Genomic DNA, 16256 nt, shown 5'->3' on the forward strand with positions numbered 1-16256 from the left:
GCATGTCGGCCGATGTCGGGCGAGGGCGCGGCCGATGAGCGACTTCGCCCTGCCGGCCGACTGGCCGGCACCGCCGCGGGTCCACGCCCTGACCACCCTGCGGACTGGCGCCGGCGCCTCGCAGCCGCCGTTCGACCGCTTCAACCTCGGCAATCGCAGTGCTGCCGACGGCGACGACCCGGCCACGGTGCAGCGCAACCGCGACGAGTTGGCCGCGCGACTGGCGCTGCCGACGCCGCCGCATTGGCTGCGGCAGGTGCACGGCGTGCAGGTGCTGCGTTTCGACGGGCCGCCGCAGGGCGCCGGCATCGATGCCGAGCCGACCGCCGATGCCGCGGTCACCGCCGAACCGGGCGTGGTGCTGGCGATCCTGACCGCCGACTGCCTGCCGGTGGTGTTCGCCGCCCGCGACGGCAGCGAGGTCGGCGCCGCGCACGCCGGCTGGCAGGGGCTGGCTGGCGGCGTGCTCGAGGCCACCGTCGCCGCGCTGCGCACGCCGCCCACGCAACTGCAGGCTTGGCTGGGGCCGGCGGCCGGACCGCAGCACTACGAGATAGGCGTCGAGGTGCGCGAGGCGTTCCTGCGCCACGATCCGGCCGCCGCGGCCGCATTCGTGGACACCCGGCCCGGCCACTGGCGGGTGGACCTGTACGCACTGGCGCGGCAACGCCTGGTCGCGGCCGGCCTGGCGCCGGACCGGATCCACGGTGGCGGCCTGTGCACCATCGCCGATGCGCAGCGCTTCTACTCCTATCGGCGCGACCGCCGCAGCGGGCGCATGGCGACCCTGGCGTGGATCGCGCCCTGACCCCGTCGCTGTTCGCGCAGGTGCTGGGTCCGGCGTTCGCGCAATTGCCGCCGGTACTGCGCGAACTGCATACGCCCTCGTCGCAGTCGCGCTATGTCGGTCAGGCGATGGTCCAGCGCGGCCGCCACCCGCTGTTGCCGCTGTGTGCGTGGCTGGTGCGGCTGCCGCGCACCGGGCCGGCGACGCCGGTGGAGGTGGTGTTTCGCGCCGATGCCCACGGCGAGCGCTGGGAACGCCGCTTCGGCACGCATGCCATGCCCTCGCGGCTGTGGCTGCATCGCGGCCGCCTGCGCGAGCGGCTGGGTGCGGTGGTGTTCGAATTCGCCCTGCGGATCGACGGCGCCGGCATCGAATGGCGCGCGGCGCGCGCCTGGGCCTTCGGCGTGCTGCCGCTGCCGCAGCGCTGGCTGGCCGGCGTGCACTGCCGCGAAGACCAGCGCGACGGCCGCTACGCGTTCTTGATTGCGGTGAGCCTGCCGTGGATCGGCCCGTTCATCCGCTACGAGGGCTGGCTTGCGCCGGCCTGAGCCGCCACCGGGTGCGGCGCCCGCGGCGTCGGAGGACATGGCCATCGTCGTGTTCGACGGGGTCTGCGCGCTGTGCAGCCGCTGGGTGCGGTTCCTGCTGCGCCATGACCGCCGCGGCCGCTACCGGTTTGCGGCGATGCAGTCGCCGCGCGGCAGCGCGCTGTTGCGCGAGCACGGCCTGGATCCGGCCGATCCGCTGTCGTTCCTGCTGCTGACACGGCACGGTGCCTTGACCGATTCGGACGCGGCGATCGCGGTGATCGCCGGGCTTGGCGGGGTGTGGCGCAGCGTCGCGTCGCTGCGCCTGCTGCCGCGGCGTTGGCGCGATGCCGGCTACCGGGTGCTGGCGCGCAACCGCCATCGCTGGTTCGGTACCACGGCGCAGTGTTTCCTGCCTGAGCCGCAACAGCGCTCGCGCTTTCTGGAGTGAGCACGACGCGCGCGGCGCGCGTGGTCGGCTGTTTCCTCGCGCGAGCCCATCGCCGCGGGTTCACAAGTGCCTGCGGTGGCCGTTCTTGACGGACGGGCCACCCACGCGATCGGACCGGCAACGATGGAGATTCCTCTGCTGCTTCTGCTGGCAAGCCGCTGGCAGCGGCGTCCGTCAGCCTCCTTGGCAGATAGCACCGTGGTGCCCCCCGTTTCCACGCTCCCACACCCGCCCGAGAGGAGTTTCGCTATGCCCAGTCCTACGCCTGCGCGGCTGATCGATCCAAGCAATCGCGTGTTCGGCACGATCGATATCAAGAACTACAGATTCGTCGGCGAGCAGCTGCCCAGTACCTACTACATGAGCGGAACGGGCCCGTTCATCCGCTTGCGTCCATTGCACCGATCCGGTTTCGCCATCTACGAAAGGCCGACGCGCGTGGTGGGGCTCTATGTGGGCGACTGGGACCGGGACGACACCTTCGCGCAGAACATCCAGAATGTGGCGCTGTATCGCGAACTCGGCGCAAGCGCGGCCGACATCGCCGCCAGCATCGAACGCCTGAAACTGGTCGCGCGTCGCACCGACGAGATCATCCAGCAGAATACCGCCCAGCCGCTGGAGTTGAACGACGCCGTCGTCTTCGTCAACGAGGGCGCCTTGGCCGGAACAGTGTGGGGCGGCGACAAGCAAAAGACCGGCAACGTGTACAAGCCGTTGAAGGTGGTCGATGCGACCGGCCCCAGCAGGAAGGCCCATGCCGGTCATGCCTTCGCCACGCGCGAGGCAGTGGAGCGGTTCTATGCCGATTACTACCCGCACGTGCTGGGGCAATTGATGCTGCTCGGGCAGGCCCGCCAATCCTTCGTTTCGCAAGCGCCCAATGGCGATGACGTCGTGACGGTGATCAATACCGACACCGGGTACTTTCCTCAGAGCGAGTTTCCCACCCGCGCCAGCCAGTTGCAGTTCCTGCTCCAGCAATTCATGCGCTTTGCCTGATCCTGGACGGGGCGGGCGGTCGTCGCGTGCGTCGCCTCAGTACGTACGGCGCAGCAGTGGGGTGACATTGCTGCCGCCCGGCCGCCCTTGTCCCGTCTCGATCCGGAACACCGCGACCGCCGCAGCCAGGCCGCCGGCCTGCTCCTCCATGCTGCGCGCGGCGGCGGTGGCTTCCTCGACCAGGGCCGCGTTGCGTTGGGTCACCTCGTCCAGTTGCGCCACGGTGCGGTTGACCTGTTCGATGCCGCTGGACTGCTCGCCGCTGGCGGCGCTGATCTCGCCGATCAGGCCGGTCACGCGCTGCACCGAACCGACGATCTCGTGCATGGTGGCGCCGGCGCGGTTGACCAGCGCGGCGCCTTCGCCGACGGTGCGCGTGGACGCTTCGATCAGGTCCTTGATCTCCTTGGCCGCATCGGCCGAGCGCTGCGCCAGCGACCGCACCTCCGAGGCGACCACGGCGAACCCGCGGCCCTGTTCCCCGGCGCGCGCCGCTTCCACCGCGGCGTTGAGCGCCAGGATGTTGGTCTGGAAGGCGATGCCGTCGATCACGCCGATGATCTCGCCGATGCGCTGCGAGGACGTGCTGATCGCGCGCATCGTCGCCACCACCTCGTCCATCACCTGGCCGCCGGAACGGGCGACCTCGCCGGTGTTCTGCACCAGGCCGTTGGCTTGCTGCGCGTTGTCGGCGTTCTGCTTCACCGCCGAGGTCAACTCTTCCATCGAGCTGGCGGTCTCCTCCAGGCTCGCCGCCTGCTGTTCGGTGCGGTCGGACAGGTCGGTATTGCCTGCGGCGATCTCAGAGGCGGCGCGGCGGATCGTGTCGGCCGACTCCTGGATCCCGACGATGATTTCGGTGAGCTTGGCGACAGTGCGGTTGGTGTCCTCGCGCAAGCGCGCGAACACGCCCTGCGCCTGGCCGTCGACGCGGTGGGTGAGGTCGCCTTCGGCCAGCGCCGCCAGCGCTCCGGCCAGTTGCGCCAGGTTGCTCTCCACCCCATCGGAAATGCGGTTGACGCCCTCGGCCAGCGACTTGAGGACGCCGTCCATCGCCGCGGTCTCGATGCGCTGGCTGAAATCGCCGTGCGCGGCCGCCTCGATCACCGTGGCCAGCGCCTGTTCGGCGTTGACCTGCGCGGTCACCTCTTCCCATTGCGCGATGGTGCCCAGGCGGCGGCCGTCGGCATCGTCGATCGGGCTGTACACGAAATCGATCTGGCGGCCGAAGAACGGCGCGCGCACGCGCTTGGAGCCGGTCAGCGCGCGCATGCGATCGATCGCCGCCTGGCTGTCCGGATAGATGTCGCCGATGCTGCCGCCGACGAACTGTTCGGCGCGGAATTCGGGGCGGAAGCGCTGCACGTCCGGTTCGATGGTCTTCAACATCTGCAGCAGCTTGCGGTTGGCGAAATGCACGCGGCCATCGTCGTCGGCGATGCGCACCATGGTGTCGAGATCGTCCAGCGCCTGGATCACGAAACGGCCGTGGCGCAGTTCCGCCTCGGTCTGCGCCTGGCGCGCCGCCAGCGCCTGTTGTGCGTTCTGCAGCGCACGCAGCAGCGCCACCTCGGCCGTGTCCCCGAGCACCTCCACACGCTGCTCGAAGCGGCCTTCGCCCAGCGCCTGCAGCGCCTGCGTGGCCTGCTGCAGGGCGCGCGGTGCGCTGCGTCTGCCGAGCCACACCAGTGCCGCGGCGGCGGCCACGGCGACCAGCAGCGCCGGCAGCAACCGCGGCAATGCCGATCCGTTGGCTCCCACCGTGCGGCCGACGTGCAACGCATAGCCGGCCAGCGCCAGCAGGACCAGGACATGGGACAGGGCAAGCAGCGCCGAACGCGGGCGCAGCCAGGAGGCGGTGGGGCGGAGAACGGCAGTTGGCGAGGGCATGGTCTGCACCGGCTGGGAAACAACGGGCAACGCCGCGAGGGCGGTGCGATCGCGTGGGGGTCGATCCAGTATCGGCATATCACCGCGCCGGCTTGATCGCCTTCACCTGCCGTTCGTCGGAAACTTCATATGGACTGAACGCCTGCGGCGGAGCGCCGAAAACGTGATGACTTGCTGCGGCGCAGCAGGCGATCGACTCAGGGCCGCGCCTGGGACGCGGCGCGGGCGGCCGCAAGCGCGGCGTGCATCGCGAAGCAGCGACTGCGCTGCGGTGGCCTCGGCAAGCAGATCAGCCGGCGCGGCGCGTGGCGGCCATGTTAGGCAAGGCAGGTAGTCGGGCCGCGACGGGACACGGAACACCGCGTCATGCCGCGCCATGGCGGATGGCGCACGGCCTGCAAGGCAGGGTCGCACGGTGCGCAGGCGCTGCGCGCCGCGTCGTGCAACGCGCGTGCCGGGGCTAGCGCACGCTCTCCAGCGCCTGCAGATAGCGCTGGCGCCATGCGTTGATGTCGTGCTTGCGCAGGTGATCCATCATCGCCTGCCAGCGCTCGATGCGCTTGGCCTTGGGCAGCGACGCGCCGGTGGCGATGGCGTCGGCGACGCCGTCCAGGTCGTGCGGATTGACCAGCAGCGCTTCCTTCAGTTCGTCGGCGGCGCCGGCCAGCAGCGACAGCACCAGCACGCCGGGATTCTCCGGATCCTGCGCGGCCACGTACTCCTTGGCCACCAGGTTCATGCCGTCGCGCAGCGGCGTCACCAGGCCGACCTGTGCGGCGCGATAGAAGCCGGTCAGGGTGGCGTGGGTGAAGTTGCGGTTGACGTAGCGCAGCGGCGTCCAGTCCGGCTCGGCGTGGCCGCCGTTGATGTGACCGGCGATCTGCTCGAGCTGGTTGCGCAACTGCTTGTATTCGGTGACGTCGCCGCGCGAGACCGGGGCGATCTGCAGGTAGGTGAGGCTGCCGCGCTGGTCGGCATGCCGCTCCAGGTAGCGCTCGAAGCCGAGGAAGCGTTCCGGCAGGCCTTTGGAGTAGTCCAGCCTGTCCACGCCGATCGCCAGCTGGCGATCGCGCAGGCTGCTGCGCAGGTCGCGCACCGCCGGCTTGGACATCGCCGCGCGCGCCTGCTGCGCGATCAGTTCGGTGTCGATGCCGATCGGGAACATGGCCGCGCGGAACCGGCGTCCGCCCGGCGCTTCCAGCACGCCGTCCTTGATCACCTTGCCGCCGCCGAACAGGCGCACGTAGGCCTGGAAGCGGTCGACGTCGCGGCGGGTCTGGAAGCCGATCAGGTCGTAGGCGTAGAAGCCGGAGAACAGCCGCGCATGGTCCGGCAGCGCCTGGATCAGGTCGGCCGAGGGGAACGGCACATGCAGGAAGAAACCGATGCGGCAGCCGATGCCGCGCTCGCGCAGCAGCGAGGCCAGCGGGATCAGGTGATAGTCGTGGATCCACACCGTGTCGTCCTCGCGCAGCAGCGGCGCGAGCTTGTCGGCGAACATGGCGTTGACCCGGCGGTAGCCCTCGCGGGTGGCGCGGTCGTAGTCGACCAGGTCCAGGCGGAAGTGCAGCAGCGGCCACAATGTGCGGTTGGCGAAGCCGTTGTAGTACGCGTCCAGGTCGGCGCGATTCAGGTCCATCGTGACGAAGCGGATATCGCCCTGGGTCTGTTCGTGCATCGCGCCGCTGTCGCCGCGCACGGTCTTGCCGCTCCAGCCGAACCACACGCCGCCGCGCTCCTTCAGCGCCGCCAGCAAGCCCACCGCGAGGCCGCCGGCGCGGTTCTCGCCGGGCAAGGCCACGCGGTTGGATACCACCACCAATCTGCTCATGACGCCTCCTGCCAACTGCGCGACAAGCGCATGGCGGCGATGATCAGGCCGACATGCGAATACGTCTGCGGGAAATTGCCCCAGGCTTCGCCGTTGTCGAAGGCCAGATCCTCCGACAGCAGGCCCAGGTGATTGCGCCGGGCGAGGATGCGCTCGAACAGCTCGCGCGCCTCCTCCTTGCGGCCGATCGCGGCCAGGGCGTCGATGTACCAGAACGTGCAGATGGTGAAGCTGGTCTCCGGTTCGCCGAAGTCGTCCGGCGCCACGTAGCGGTACAGCGCATCGCCATGCTTCAGATCGCGGCCGATCGCCTCGACCGTGGCGATGAAGCGCGGATCGTCCGGGGCGATGAAGCCGATGTCGGCCAGCAACAGCAGCGAGGCGTCCAGCCGGTGGCCGTTAAAGGTGTCGGTGAAGTGGCCCAGCTCCGTGCTCCAGGCCTCGGCCAGCACGCGTGCGTGGATGCGCTCGGCGCGCTCGCGCCAGTACGCCACGCGGTCTTCCAGGCCCAACCGCGCGGCGATCTTGGCCAGGCGGTCGCAGGCGGCCCAGCACATCGCGCTGGTGTAGGTGTGCACCTCGGCGCGGCCGCGGAACTCCCACAGGCCGGCGTCGGGCACGTCGTGCAGTTCGAAGGCGCGCTCGCCCAGCGGCTCCAGGCGCAGGAACGTGTGGGTGTCGCCGGGATCCTTCAGGCGCAGGTCGAAGAACAGCTGGGTGGAGGCCAGCACCACGCTGCCGTACACGTCGTGCTGCTTCTGGATCCAGGCCAGGTTGCCGCGGCGCACCGGGCCCATGCCGCGGTAGCCGGCCAGCGACTCGACCTCGTGTTCCTCCAGCGCCGCCTCGAAGCCGATGCCGTACAGCGGCTGCAGGCTGCCGTCGGTGGTGGCGATGTTGAAGATGTAGCCGAGGAACTGCTCCATGGTGCGGGTGGCGCCGAGCCGGTTCAGCGCGCGCACCACGAAGGCGGCGTCGCGCAGCCAGCAGTAGCGGTAGTCCCAGTTGCGCGGGGTGTCCGGCGCTTCCGGGATGGAGGTGGTCATTGCCGCGATGATCGCGCCGCTGTCCTCGTACTGGCACAGCTTCAGGGTGATCGCGCTGCGGATCACCGCCTCCTGCCAGTCCAACGGCACCGACAGATAGCGCACCCATTCGCGCCAGTATTCCTCGGTGCGTTCCTGCGCTTCCTGGATGTAGCCGGTCAGCGAGCGGGTCAGCGATTCGTCCACGCCCAGCATCAGGTTGACCGGGTGGTTGAGCACGAACGGCAGTTCGTCGCGGATGAAGCGCACCGGCACGTCGGTGGTCAGGCGCAGGGTGAAGTCCGGCAGCAGCCAGCGCACGTGGTTGCTGCCCCAGGTGCTCTCCGGCTGGCGCGCGCCCCAGTCGGCCAGCGGCCTGGCGAGCACGCGGATGCGCGGGTTGCCGGCCAGCGGCCGCACCTGGCGGATGATGCTGACCGGGCGATAGAAGCGGCCGTGGTTGCGCCAGCGCGGCGCGAAGTCGATCACCTCCACTGCGCCGCCGTGGGCGTCGCGCAACACGGTGCGCAGGATCGCGGTGTTGGCCAGGTAGTGCTGGTCGCTGTCGACGAAGTCTTCCAGTTCGATGCTGAAATCGCCGCCGGGATGCGCGCACGGGGAGAGCAGGGCGCAGAACGCCGGGTCGCCGTCGAAGGCCGGCAGGCAGCTCCACACCACGCTGGCCCGTTTGTCGATCAGGGCGCCGAAGCTGCCGTTGCCGATGACGCCGAGGTCGAGATTGGGGGAACTCATGGAGCGGTCGGGTCCTTGTGCGGAAGCAGTGGGGGGAACGGCCACGGGGCGCGGACGGGCAGGCGTTGCGCTGGCCTCATCCGGCGTTATCGCGCAGCCAGGCGTGTACGCCGCGTGGATCGGGCAGCGCATAGGTGGCGACGCTGTCGGCGCGGGTGCCGACCAGCACGCTCCAGCCGCCGGCCTGGTTGGCCGCGGCGAAGCCGAATTCGTCGGTGAGATCGTCGCCGACGAACACCGGGCGGCGCCCGCGGAACGGCGGTTGCTGCAGCAGCGTGGTCAGCGCCACGCCCTTGTCGCTGCCTTCGGGCACGAACTCGACCACGTGGTCGCCGGGCTGCAGGCGGTAGCCGGGCAGGCCGGCGATCTGTTCGTCGGCGAACGCCAGGACCGCCTCGGCCGCGCTCGGCGCCGCCCGCCAGTGCAGGGCCACGCTGGCGCCCTTGTCTTCGACCAGCATGCCCGGATGCGCCTGGCGCAGATGCGCGGCGCGTGCATGCAGCGCATGGAGGAAATCGGAGGTATCGGCGGGCATCGCCGCCTGCGCGTCGGCGTCGCTGCGCAACTCGTGGCCGTGCAGGCCGGCGGCGGGCAGCCGCAGCGGCGCGAACAAGGCGTCCAGTTGCGTCAGCGGACGTCCGCTGACCAGAGCCACCGCGCCACCGAGGCGCTGGTGCAGGCGGCCGATCGCCTCACGCACCTCGGGCAGCAACTGCACCTGGTCGGGGCGTTCGGCAAAGGCGATGAGAGTGCCGTCCACGTCCAGGAACAATGCGCAGGCATCGTCCAGACGCGGTGGCGGCGGTCGGAGGGGGAGCGCGTCTGCCATCCGACCATGATGGCGCAGCGGGCGTTAGCGTCAGGTGGATTGGAGCTGGGAATGGGGAGGCGGGAATCGGGAATGGGGAAAAGCAACAGCGGTGCGGGCAGGCTCCTGCTCTTCCGATTCCCTTTTCTCGATTCCCGATTCCCCGCTCCTTCCCATTCCCGATTCCCGCCTCCCCATTCCCAACACCTTCGTCAGAAGGTGTACCGCACCCGCCCGTAGTAGTAAGCGCCATTGCTGCCGATCGGCGACAGCACGTCGTAGGGCAGGTTGCCGAAGTAGGCGATGTCCGGCTTGGAGCGGTCGGCGTAGGCGTCGGTGAGGTTCTGTCCGCCCACCGCCACGCTCCACTGTGGGGTGAGGTGGTATTCGACCTCGGCGTCGAGTTGCCACTTGGCGCTGTAGGTCTGCTCCGGGGCGAAGCCGCCGCCGAAGTCGAACACGCGGGTGGCGCTGCCGTAGCGGGTGACGCGGGTCTGCAGCGACCAGCGCGCGTCGCTCCAGTTCGCCGCCAGCTGCGCGCGGGTGCGCGGGGTCGCTTCGGTCAGGGTGTTGCGCTCTTCCACGCCGAACAGCACGTAGTCCGGATTCAGCGCCAGCAACTGCGCCGGCGTGGCCACCACGTTCTCCAGTTCGGTCTTGGCGTAGCTCCAGGTGCCGGTCAGCTGCAGTTGGCCCTGGCCCAGCGCCTGCCGCCAGTTGCTGACCAGTTCGGCACCGCGGGTGCGGGTGTCGGCGGCGTTGACGAAGAAGCTGGCGCTCTGCAGGCCGGTGATGCCGAAGCGCTGCGCGACGAAGTCGGTCAGGGCGTCGCCGTCGATGCTTTCCGACAGCGCGATGCGCTTGTCGATGTCGATCTGGAACAGGTCCAGCGACAGGTCGAAGTGGCTGCCGACGCGGCTGGTGAAGCCCAGGCTGTAGTTGCGCGACTTCTCCGGCTGCAGCGTGCGCGCGCCCAGCGCCTGCGCGATCGGGTTGTCGACCGAGAGCAGGCGGCCCTGCAGCAACTGGCCGTTGGCGTTGTAGCCGGTGGAACTGGCCTCGTAGCCGATCTGGCTCAGCGACGGCGCGCGGAAGTTGTTGGAGATCGCGCCGCGCAGGGCGAATGCCGGGACGAACTCGTAGCGCGCGGCCAGCTTGCCGGTCAGTTCGCCGCCGAAGTCCTGGTAGTGCTCGTAGCGCGCGGCCAGGTCGGTGGAGAGCTTGTCGCCGAACTGGCTGGACACGCTGGCGTAGACGCTGGCGACGTTGCGCGACAGGTCGGCCGCATCCTGCGGGGTCAGGCCGCCGCCGGCCTGGGCGCCGGTGGGGCGGTCGGTGTAGGGGCCGGCGGCGTAGCTGGCCGGGTCGCCCGGACGGGTGCGGTAGTGCTCGCGGCGCAGTTCCACGCCGGTGCCCACGGTGTGGGTGGCGCCGGCGGCGTCGAAGCTGCGGCTCAGGTCGAGGTTGGCCACGCCCTGCTCGAAGGCGTAGTCGCCGGTCTTGAAGCGGGTCGGGCTGCCCGGGCCCAGCGAGGCGTTGAGCGAGTGCTTGAGCCGGTAGGTGAAGTCGTTGCGGCCGTAGTCGAGGCTGGCGTCGTAGGCCCATTCGCCCCATTGCCCGCGCGCGCCGAGCACCGCCTGCAGGTCGCGGTTCTCGCCCAGCGACACCGGGCGGTAGCCCTGCGGATACACCTGGGTCCAGTTGGCGGCGCCGTCGGGGTAGCGGAAGTAGTTGGCGCCCTGGGTGTCGCGCTGGTTGTAGGTGCCGAAGGCATAGACCTCGCTGCCCTGGCCGAATGGCAGCTTGCCGTTGAGCCAGGCGTTGAGATCCTTGCTGGCGCCGTCGCCGAGTTCATAGTTGCGCTTGCCGGCCAGCGCCAGGTTGGCCGGGGTCTGTTCCTCGAACGGCGGGATCTGGTCGAAGCCGGCGCGGTTGGTGGCCTCGTGGTTCTTCAGTTCCAGGCCGACCTTGAAGAAGCCGCCGTCCTCGCCCAGGCGTGTGCCGACCTCGCCGCTGGCATAGCCGGTCTGGCCGTCGGTGAGGGTGCGGTGGATCGGCTTGACGTCGGTGTGGTTGGCGCCGTAGCTGGCTTCCAGCGCGCCGCTGTCCGGGTCGTCGTCCAGGATCACGTTGATCACCCCGGCCACCGCGTCGGAGCCGTACTGCGCGCCGGCGCCGTCGCGCAGCACTTCGATGCGCTTGATCGCGCTGATCGGGATGGCGTTGAAGTCCACCGGGGTGGTGCCCTTGCCGATCTTGCTGTCGGTGTTGACCAGCGCCGAGGTGTGGCGGCGCTTGCCGTTGACCAGCACCAGCACCTGGTCGGGCGAGAGCCCACGCAGCTGCGCGGCGCGCACGTGGTCGGCGCCTCCGGAGTTGGACTGGCGCGGGAAGTTGAAGGAGGGCAACAGCGCCTGCAGCGCACTGCCGAGTTCGCCGTTGACCACGCCGGCCTTGCGGATGTCCTCGGCGCTGAGCACGTCCACCGGGGCGGTGGATTCGAGCACGGTGCGACCGCTGGCGCGGGTGCCGGTGACGATCACCGTATCGAGGTTGGTCGTGGTGGCCGGGGTGGCGTCCTGGGCGAACGCGGGGGCCGCCAGGGCCAGGGCGATGGCCAGGCTCAGCGGCCTGACGAACGGGGACGACATGGGGGTTCTCTCCTGAAACGATGACCATCGAGACCGGCCGCGCCGGCCATGGCGGCGACTGGGGTCGGCAAAGGTTGCTGCATCCATCCGGATGAAGCGATATATTAGCCCGACGTTAAGGCGATGTGCGAGCCGTGTGTTCGGTGCGCTCGGGCATGAGCTCATGCCCGGCGGTTATTCGGCCCGGTCCGTACCTGGCCTACGATCGTGTGTTGCCTGCCCCTTCCGACCGAGACCTTGCCGATGCTCTTGCGTGCCCCGTTGATCGCCGTCCTCCTGGCCCTGAGCGCCTGCGCCAGCGTCGCTCCGTCTGCGCCCACCGCGCCGAGCAAGGTCAGCGCGACCATGCAGGGCGATGCGGCGCGGCCGGCACAGGCCAGCGGTTGGGTGCGCAGCGAGCTGTACTTCGGTGTGGGCGAGGAGAGCGGCCCGGCCGACCGTCCGCAGGCCGAGCCGATCAGCGAGGCGCGCTGGCGCGCGTTCCTGGACAAGGAAGTGACGCCGCGCTTTCCCGACGGCCTGACCGTGTTCGATGCCTACGGCCAGTGGCTGTTCCGCGGCGCCAAGGAGCCGAACCGGCTCAACACCAAGGTGCTGGTGATCCTGCACGAGGACACCCCGCAGCGCCGCGCCGACATCGAGGCGATCCGGCTGGCGTGGAAGCAGGCCACCGGGCACCAGTCGGTGCTGTGGGCGCGGCAGGCGGTGGATGTGTCGTTTTGACTGCCGGGATTCGGGAGTGGGGATGACCAGCCGTTCGGCTGTGGAAAGCGGGGATTCGCAAAAGCGGACCGCTGCGGTGACGGCGGGGGCGTTTGTGATTCGGCCGGGGGAGTTGGACGATCCGGCGGTGCGTGAGCTGCTGGAGTACCACCTGCAGCAGATGCAGGCGCAGTCGCCGCCGGAAAGCGTGTATGCGCTGGATGTTTCCGGTCTGCGGCGCACCGACGTGCGGGTGTGGAGCGTGTGGCGCGACGAGGCGCTGGCCGCGGTCGGCGCGTTGCGGACGCTGGACGAAGGCGGTGGCGAACTGAAGTCGATGCGCACGCATCCGGCGTTCCTGCGCCAGGGTGCGGCGGCGGCCCTGCTCGACCATCTGATCGCGGTCGCCCGCGCCGAAGGCCTGCAGCGGCTGAGCCTGGAAACCGGCAGCGGCGCGGCATTCGAGCCGGCGCTGTCCCTGTATCGCCGGCGCGGCTTCCGCAACGGGCCGGCGTTCGGCGATTACGTGCCGAGCGCGTTCAACCAGTTCCTGCATCTGCCGCTGTAGCGCCGCGGCGCGCCGTCGCCGGAAAACGGCATCCTGCGCGTGCACCGATCCGACGGTGCCGCTTGCCCTTACCATCCCTCGACCCCCAACGCCGCCACTGCCCGCATGTCCAGTCCCGCTCCCGTTTCGCCGCGCCTGCGCTGGTTCGTCGCCGGCGACCTCAACGGCTTCTTCGGCCTGGTGGTCGACAACCTGTCGATCCTCGGCTTCATCACCCTGGCGCTGGTCGGCCTGTTCCAGTTCCCCGTCGAGGTCATCTACACCCGGATGATTCCCGGCACCGCCTTCGGCGTGCTGGTCGGCAACCTGCTCTACACCTGGATGGCGCGGCGGCTGGCCGCGCGCAGCGGGCGCAGCGACGTCACCGCGATGCCGTTGGGCCTGGATGCGCCGACCAGCATCGGCATGGCGCTGCTGGTGCTCGGCCCGGCGTTCGTGCGCTACAAGCAGCAGGGCCTGGACCCGCAGGCCGCGGCGCTGGCCACCTGGCACCTGGGCATGGCGTCGCTGGTGGTGATGGGCGCGCTGAAGACCGTGCTGTCGTTCTTCGGCGATGCGGTCACCCGCGCCTTGCCGCGCGCCGCGCTGCTCGGCTCCATCGCCGGCATCGCCATCGTGTTGATGGGCTTCCTGCCGCTACTGGAGACGCTGCGCACGCCGCTGGTCGGGCTGGTGGTATTGGGCCTGCTGCTGTACGTGCTGATCGCCAAGGGGCGGTTGCCGTGGCGCCTGCCGGGGGTGCCGCTGGCGCTGGCGTTGGGTACCGGCCTGTACTACTGGGCCAACGCCGCGGGGATCGGCATTCCCGGCCACCAGGCGCCGCAATGGAGCGCGCCGCAGCTGGTGTTGCCGTGGCCGAGCCTGGGGTTCGTCGCCGGCCTGGCCGACACGGTGCCGCTGCTGCCGCTGTTGCTGCCGTTCGGCCTGCTGATGGTGGTCGGCGGCATCAACGTCAGCGAGAGTGCGCGTGCCGCCGGCGACGACTACCGCACCCGCGACATCCTGCTGGTCGAGGCCGGCGCAACCCTGATCGCCGGCGTCTGCGGCGGCGTCGCCCAGACCACGCCCTACATCGGCCAGCCGGCCTACAAGCACATGGGCGCGCGCAGCGGCTACACCTTGCTCACCGGCCTGTTCATCGGCCTGGGCGGCATGTTCGGGCTGGTCGCCGGCCTGGTGCAGTGGCTGCCGATGGCGGTGCTGGCGCCGATCATCGTCTACGTCGCCATCGACATCACCACCCAGGCCTTCCAGGCCACGCCCAAGCGCCATGCCGGCGCGATGGTGCTGGGTTTCCTGCCGTCGGTGGCGTACCTGCTGGCGATCAAGGCGCCGGGCTGGATCGCCCCGGAGCAGCTGGCCAAACTCACCACCACCTTGGACGGCCACGGCCTGCCCGAGCTGGCGGTGATCCTGACCCTGGGCAACGGCTTCATCATCACCGCGATGCTGTGGATCGCCGCAGTGGCGGCGATGGTGGACGGCCGCCTGCGCCGTGCCGCCGTGTTCCTGCTGGTGGCGGCCGGGTTGACCCTGTTCGGGCTGATCCATTCGGTGGACCCGCGCGGCGGCCTGTACCTGCCGTGGACGCTGAGCGGCGTGCCCAAGTTGATCGCCTGGCAGTTCGTCGGCGGCTACCTGGTGCTGGCCGCCTTGCTCGGCCTGCTGTCGTTGCAGAAGCCGCGCGCGGTGCTGGTGGACTGACGGCGGCGCGACAAGCGGTGCCGGGATCGCAACGATGCACGAGAGGAGGATGGCATGAACGCTTGCCTTGGCCTGCGCATGCGTGCGCTGGCACTGCTGCTGGCACTGGGCTGGATGCCCGAGGCCGGCGCGGTGTCGTTCGATTGCAGCAAGGCAACCACGGCGGTGGAGCGACTGTTGTGCACGGACAAGCGGTTGGACGCCACGGAGGAATGGCTGGCCCTGCGCTATGCGGCGCTGCGCGACGTGGTCCCCGCGGCGCAGCGGCCTGGCGTGCGCAACGCGCAGCGCGACTGGCTGGCGCAGCGCCAGAGCTGCCTGGCCGAGACCGATCCGGGCGCCTGCCTGAAACAGCGGATGGAGGCGCGGGTACGCGCGCTGGACGCCGAGTTCGCGCCGCAGGCGGCGCGCTTCGACCGCATCGTCGCCAGCATTCCCACCACGCCTGCCGCGGCGGCGGCGCAGCTGCGCGCCTACGATGGTGGTCTGGCCTCGGCCTGGCTGGTGTACCTCCATCGCTTCGTGCCGGCGGCCGGGGTGGCGGCGGCCGAAGCGCGTGCCCGGTTCGCGTCCGCTAGCACCGCCCTGCGGCAGCAGGACGGGGTATCCGCCGGGCTGCTCGACACGTCCGAGCCGAGCAGCCGACAGGCCGGGGAAGCGCGCGACCTGACCCTGTTGCGGCTATGGATCGAACGCAGCGGCTATACGCCGGATGCGGCCACGCAGCCGAATCCGCGCCCCTACGTGCATTGTTTCGTGTTCGCCGCGCAGGGCGAGGCCGCCTACGACGCCATGGGCCCGCTGTATGGCTCCAGCCGCGATCTTTCCGCGCCGATCTGCCGGCCGTTGCCCGGCCTGTTCGATCAACCCGCATGGATGCGCTTGCAGCAGGCATTCGGCAGCCTGGTGGATCGCGTCTCCGACGACGCGGGCACCATGCGCTACGCGGATTTCGCCGCATGGCGGGTGCTGTCGCTGCAGGCCACGGTGTCGCCACTGCTATTGCTGAAACAACCCAAGGGCGCCGAGCCGCCCGGCGATCCGGCCGCCGCCATCGCCGCGTGGCACGACGCGAGCGTGTGGCCGCAGGCCGATCGCAAGGCGGCACTGGCGGCCTTGCAGCCGGCGCGCGCTGCCGCGGCGCAATGGATGATCGCGCACAAGGCAATGCCGGCGGCGCAGGCCGACCGCGTCGCGGCGGCGCTGGTCGCAGCCTGGGTCGGTGCGCGCATCGCCTTTGCCGAAGGCACGCAGGGGTAATGGTCGCGTACGCGGCGCTGGTGGGGCGCTGGCGCCTCGCGCAAGGCGTGCTCTAGGCTGAACGCCGGCCGTCCCGCGCTGGAACCGGTGCGCATCGCGGCGGTCACACCTCCATTGTCCGATGGAGATGTGCATCCCATGCAGCCGCGTCACTCGTTCTGGCCGTGGATCCTGGTCGCCGTGCTGGTGGCCGCTGCCGCGGCCTGGTTGTTCCGCGACAACATCGCCGCGCTGTGGCCCTCCGCTGCGCCCGCACCTGCCGCGGTCGCGCCGCCGCCCGCCGCGGCCGCGCCGACA

At 70.2% G+C, this 16256-nt stretch carries 13 protein-coding genes; 8 read left to right on the forward strand and 5 right to left on the reverse strand.

Annotation, left to right across the window (positions count from 1 at the left end; translation table 11 throughout):
• The first annotated feature begins 34 nt into the window (after window positions 1-34).
• From pgeF to CEK68_RS07900, 4 genes are all read left to right on the forward strand, one after another.
• Window positions 35-808 carry a peptidoglycan editing factor PgeF gene (pgeF, locus tag CEK68_RS07885; protein WP_152239063.1) on the forward strand — a complete coding sequence of 258 codons (774 nt, stop codon included), beginning with the start codon at window positions 35-37 and terminating at the stop codon, window positions 806-808.
• Window positions 793-1335 carry a DUF4166 domain-containing protein gene (locus CEK68_RS07890; protein ID WP_152239064.1) on the forward strand — a complete coding sequence of 181 codons (543 nt, stop codon included), beginning with the start codon at window positions 793-795 and terminating at the stop codon, window positions 1333-1335. Before pgeF ends, CEK68_RS07890 begins: the two co-directional genes overlap by 16 nt.
• A 37-nt stretch (window positions 1336-1372) precedes the next feature.
• Complete coding sequence (locus CEK68_RS07895) at window positions 1373-1765, forward strand: thiol-disulfide oxidoreductase DCC family protein (RefSeq protein WP_017909434.1); 393 nt, start codon at window positions 1373-1375, stop codon at window positions 1763-1765.
• 249 nt (window positions 1766-2014) lie between these two features.
• The gene (locus CEK68_RS07900; protein WP_152239065.1) at window positions 2015-2767 is read left to right on the forward strand and encodes a hypothetical protein; all 753 of its coding nucleotides are present in this window, start codon (window positions 2015-2017) and stop codon (window positions 2765-2767) included.
• 36 nt (window positions 2768-2803) lie between these two features.
• Here the strand turns inward: CEK68_RS07900 and CEK68_RS07905 are convergent, their stop codons facing one another.
• The 5 genes from CEK68_RS07905 to CEK68_RS07925 form a co-directional block, all read right to left on the reverse strand.
• Window positions 2804-4657 carry a methyl-accepting chemotaxis protein gene (locus CEK68_RS07905; protein WP_152239066.1) on the reverse strand — a complete coding sequence of 618 codons (1854 nt, stop codon included), beginning with the start codon at window positions 4655-4657 and terminating at the stop codon, window positions 2804-2806.
• A 460-nt stretch (window positions 4658-5117) separates the two neighbouring features.
• The gene (gene otsA / locus CEK68_RS07910) at window positions 5118-6488 is read right to left on the reverse strand and encodes an alpha,alpha-trehalose-phosphate synthase (UDP-forming) (RefSeq protein WP_017916188.1); all 1371 of its coding nucleotides are present in this window, start codon (window positions 6486-6488) and stop codon (window positions 5118-5120) included.
• On the reverse strand, window positions 6485-8266 hold the full coding sequence (locus CEK68_RS07915) for a glycoside hydrolase family 15 protein (RefSeq protein WP_152239067.1): 1782 nt from the start codon (window positions 8264-8266) through the stop codon (window positions 6485-6487). The genes otsA and CEK68_RS07915 overlap by 4 nt, the downstream gene beginning before the upstream one ends.
• Window positions 8267-8342: 76 nt before the next feature.
• On the reverse strand, window positions 8343-9095 hold the full coding sequence (otsB, locus tag CEK68_RS07920) for a trehalose-phosphatase (RefSeq protein WP_152239068.1): 753 nt from the start codon (window positions 9093-9095) through the stop codon (window positions 8343-8345).
• Window positions 9096-9286: 191 nt separating this feature from the next.
• Window positions 9287-11725 carry a TonB-dependent receptor gene (locus tag CEK68_RS07925; protein WP_152239069.1) on the reverse strand — a complete coding sequence of 813 codons (2439 nt, stop codon included), beginning with the start codon at window positions 11723-11725 and terminating at the stop codon, window positions 9287-9289.
• A 243-nt stretch (window positions 11726-11968) separates the two neighbouring features.
• Here CEK68_RS07925 and CEK68_RS07930 point away from each other — a divergent pair, with 243 nt between their 5' ends.
• The 4 genes from CEK68_RS07930 to CEK68_RS07945 all read left to right on the forward strand — a co-directional run bounded on the left by CEK68_RS07930 (window position 11969) and on the right by CEK68_RS07945 (window position 15959).
• The gene (locus tag CEK68_RS07930; protein WP_010344366.1) at window positions 11969-12448 is read left to right on the forward strand and encodes a DUF3574 domain-containing protein; all 480 of its coding nucleotides are present in this window, start codon (window positions 11969-11971) and stop codon (window positions 12446-12448) included.
• Between the two features lie 127 nt (window positions 12449-12575).
• The gene (locus tag CEK68_RS07935; protein ID WP_226977807.1) at window positions 12576-12995 is read left to right on the forward strand and encodes a GNAT family N-acetyltransferase; all 420 of its coding nucleotides are present in this window, start codon (window positions 12576-12578) and stop codon (window positions 12993-12995) included.
• 105 nt (window positions 12996-13100) lie between these two features.
• Window positions 13101-14699 (forward strand): hypothetical protein, encoded by a 1599-nt coding sequence (locus CEK68_RS07940; protein ID WP_017916194.1) that lies wholly within the window; start codon window positions 13101-13103, stop codon window positions 14697-14699.
• A gap of 54 nt (window positions 14700-14753) precedes the next feature.
• Entirely contained in the window at window positions 14754-15959 is a 1206-nt protein-coding gene (locus CEK68_RS07945; protein WP_226977808.1) for a lysozyme inhibitor LprI family protein, read from the forward strand.
• Window positions 15960-16256 lie beyond the last annotated feature (297 nt).

The organism is Xanthomonas sp. LMG 12461, assembly GCF_009192935.1.
Lineage (GTDB): Bacteria > Pseudomonadota > Gammaproteobacteria > Xanthomonadales > Xanthomonadaceae > Xanthomonas_A > Xanthomonas_A sontii.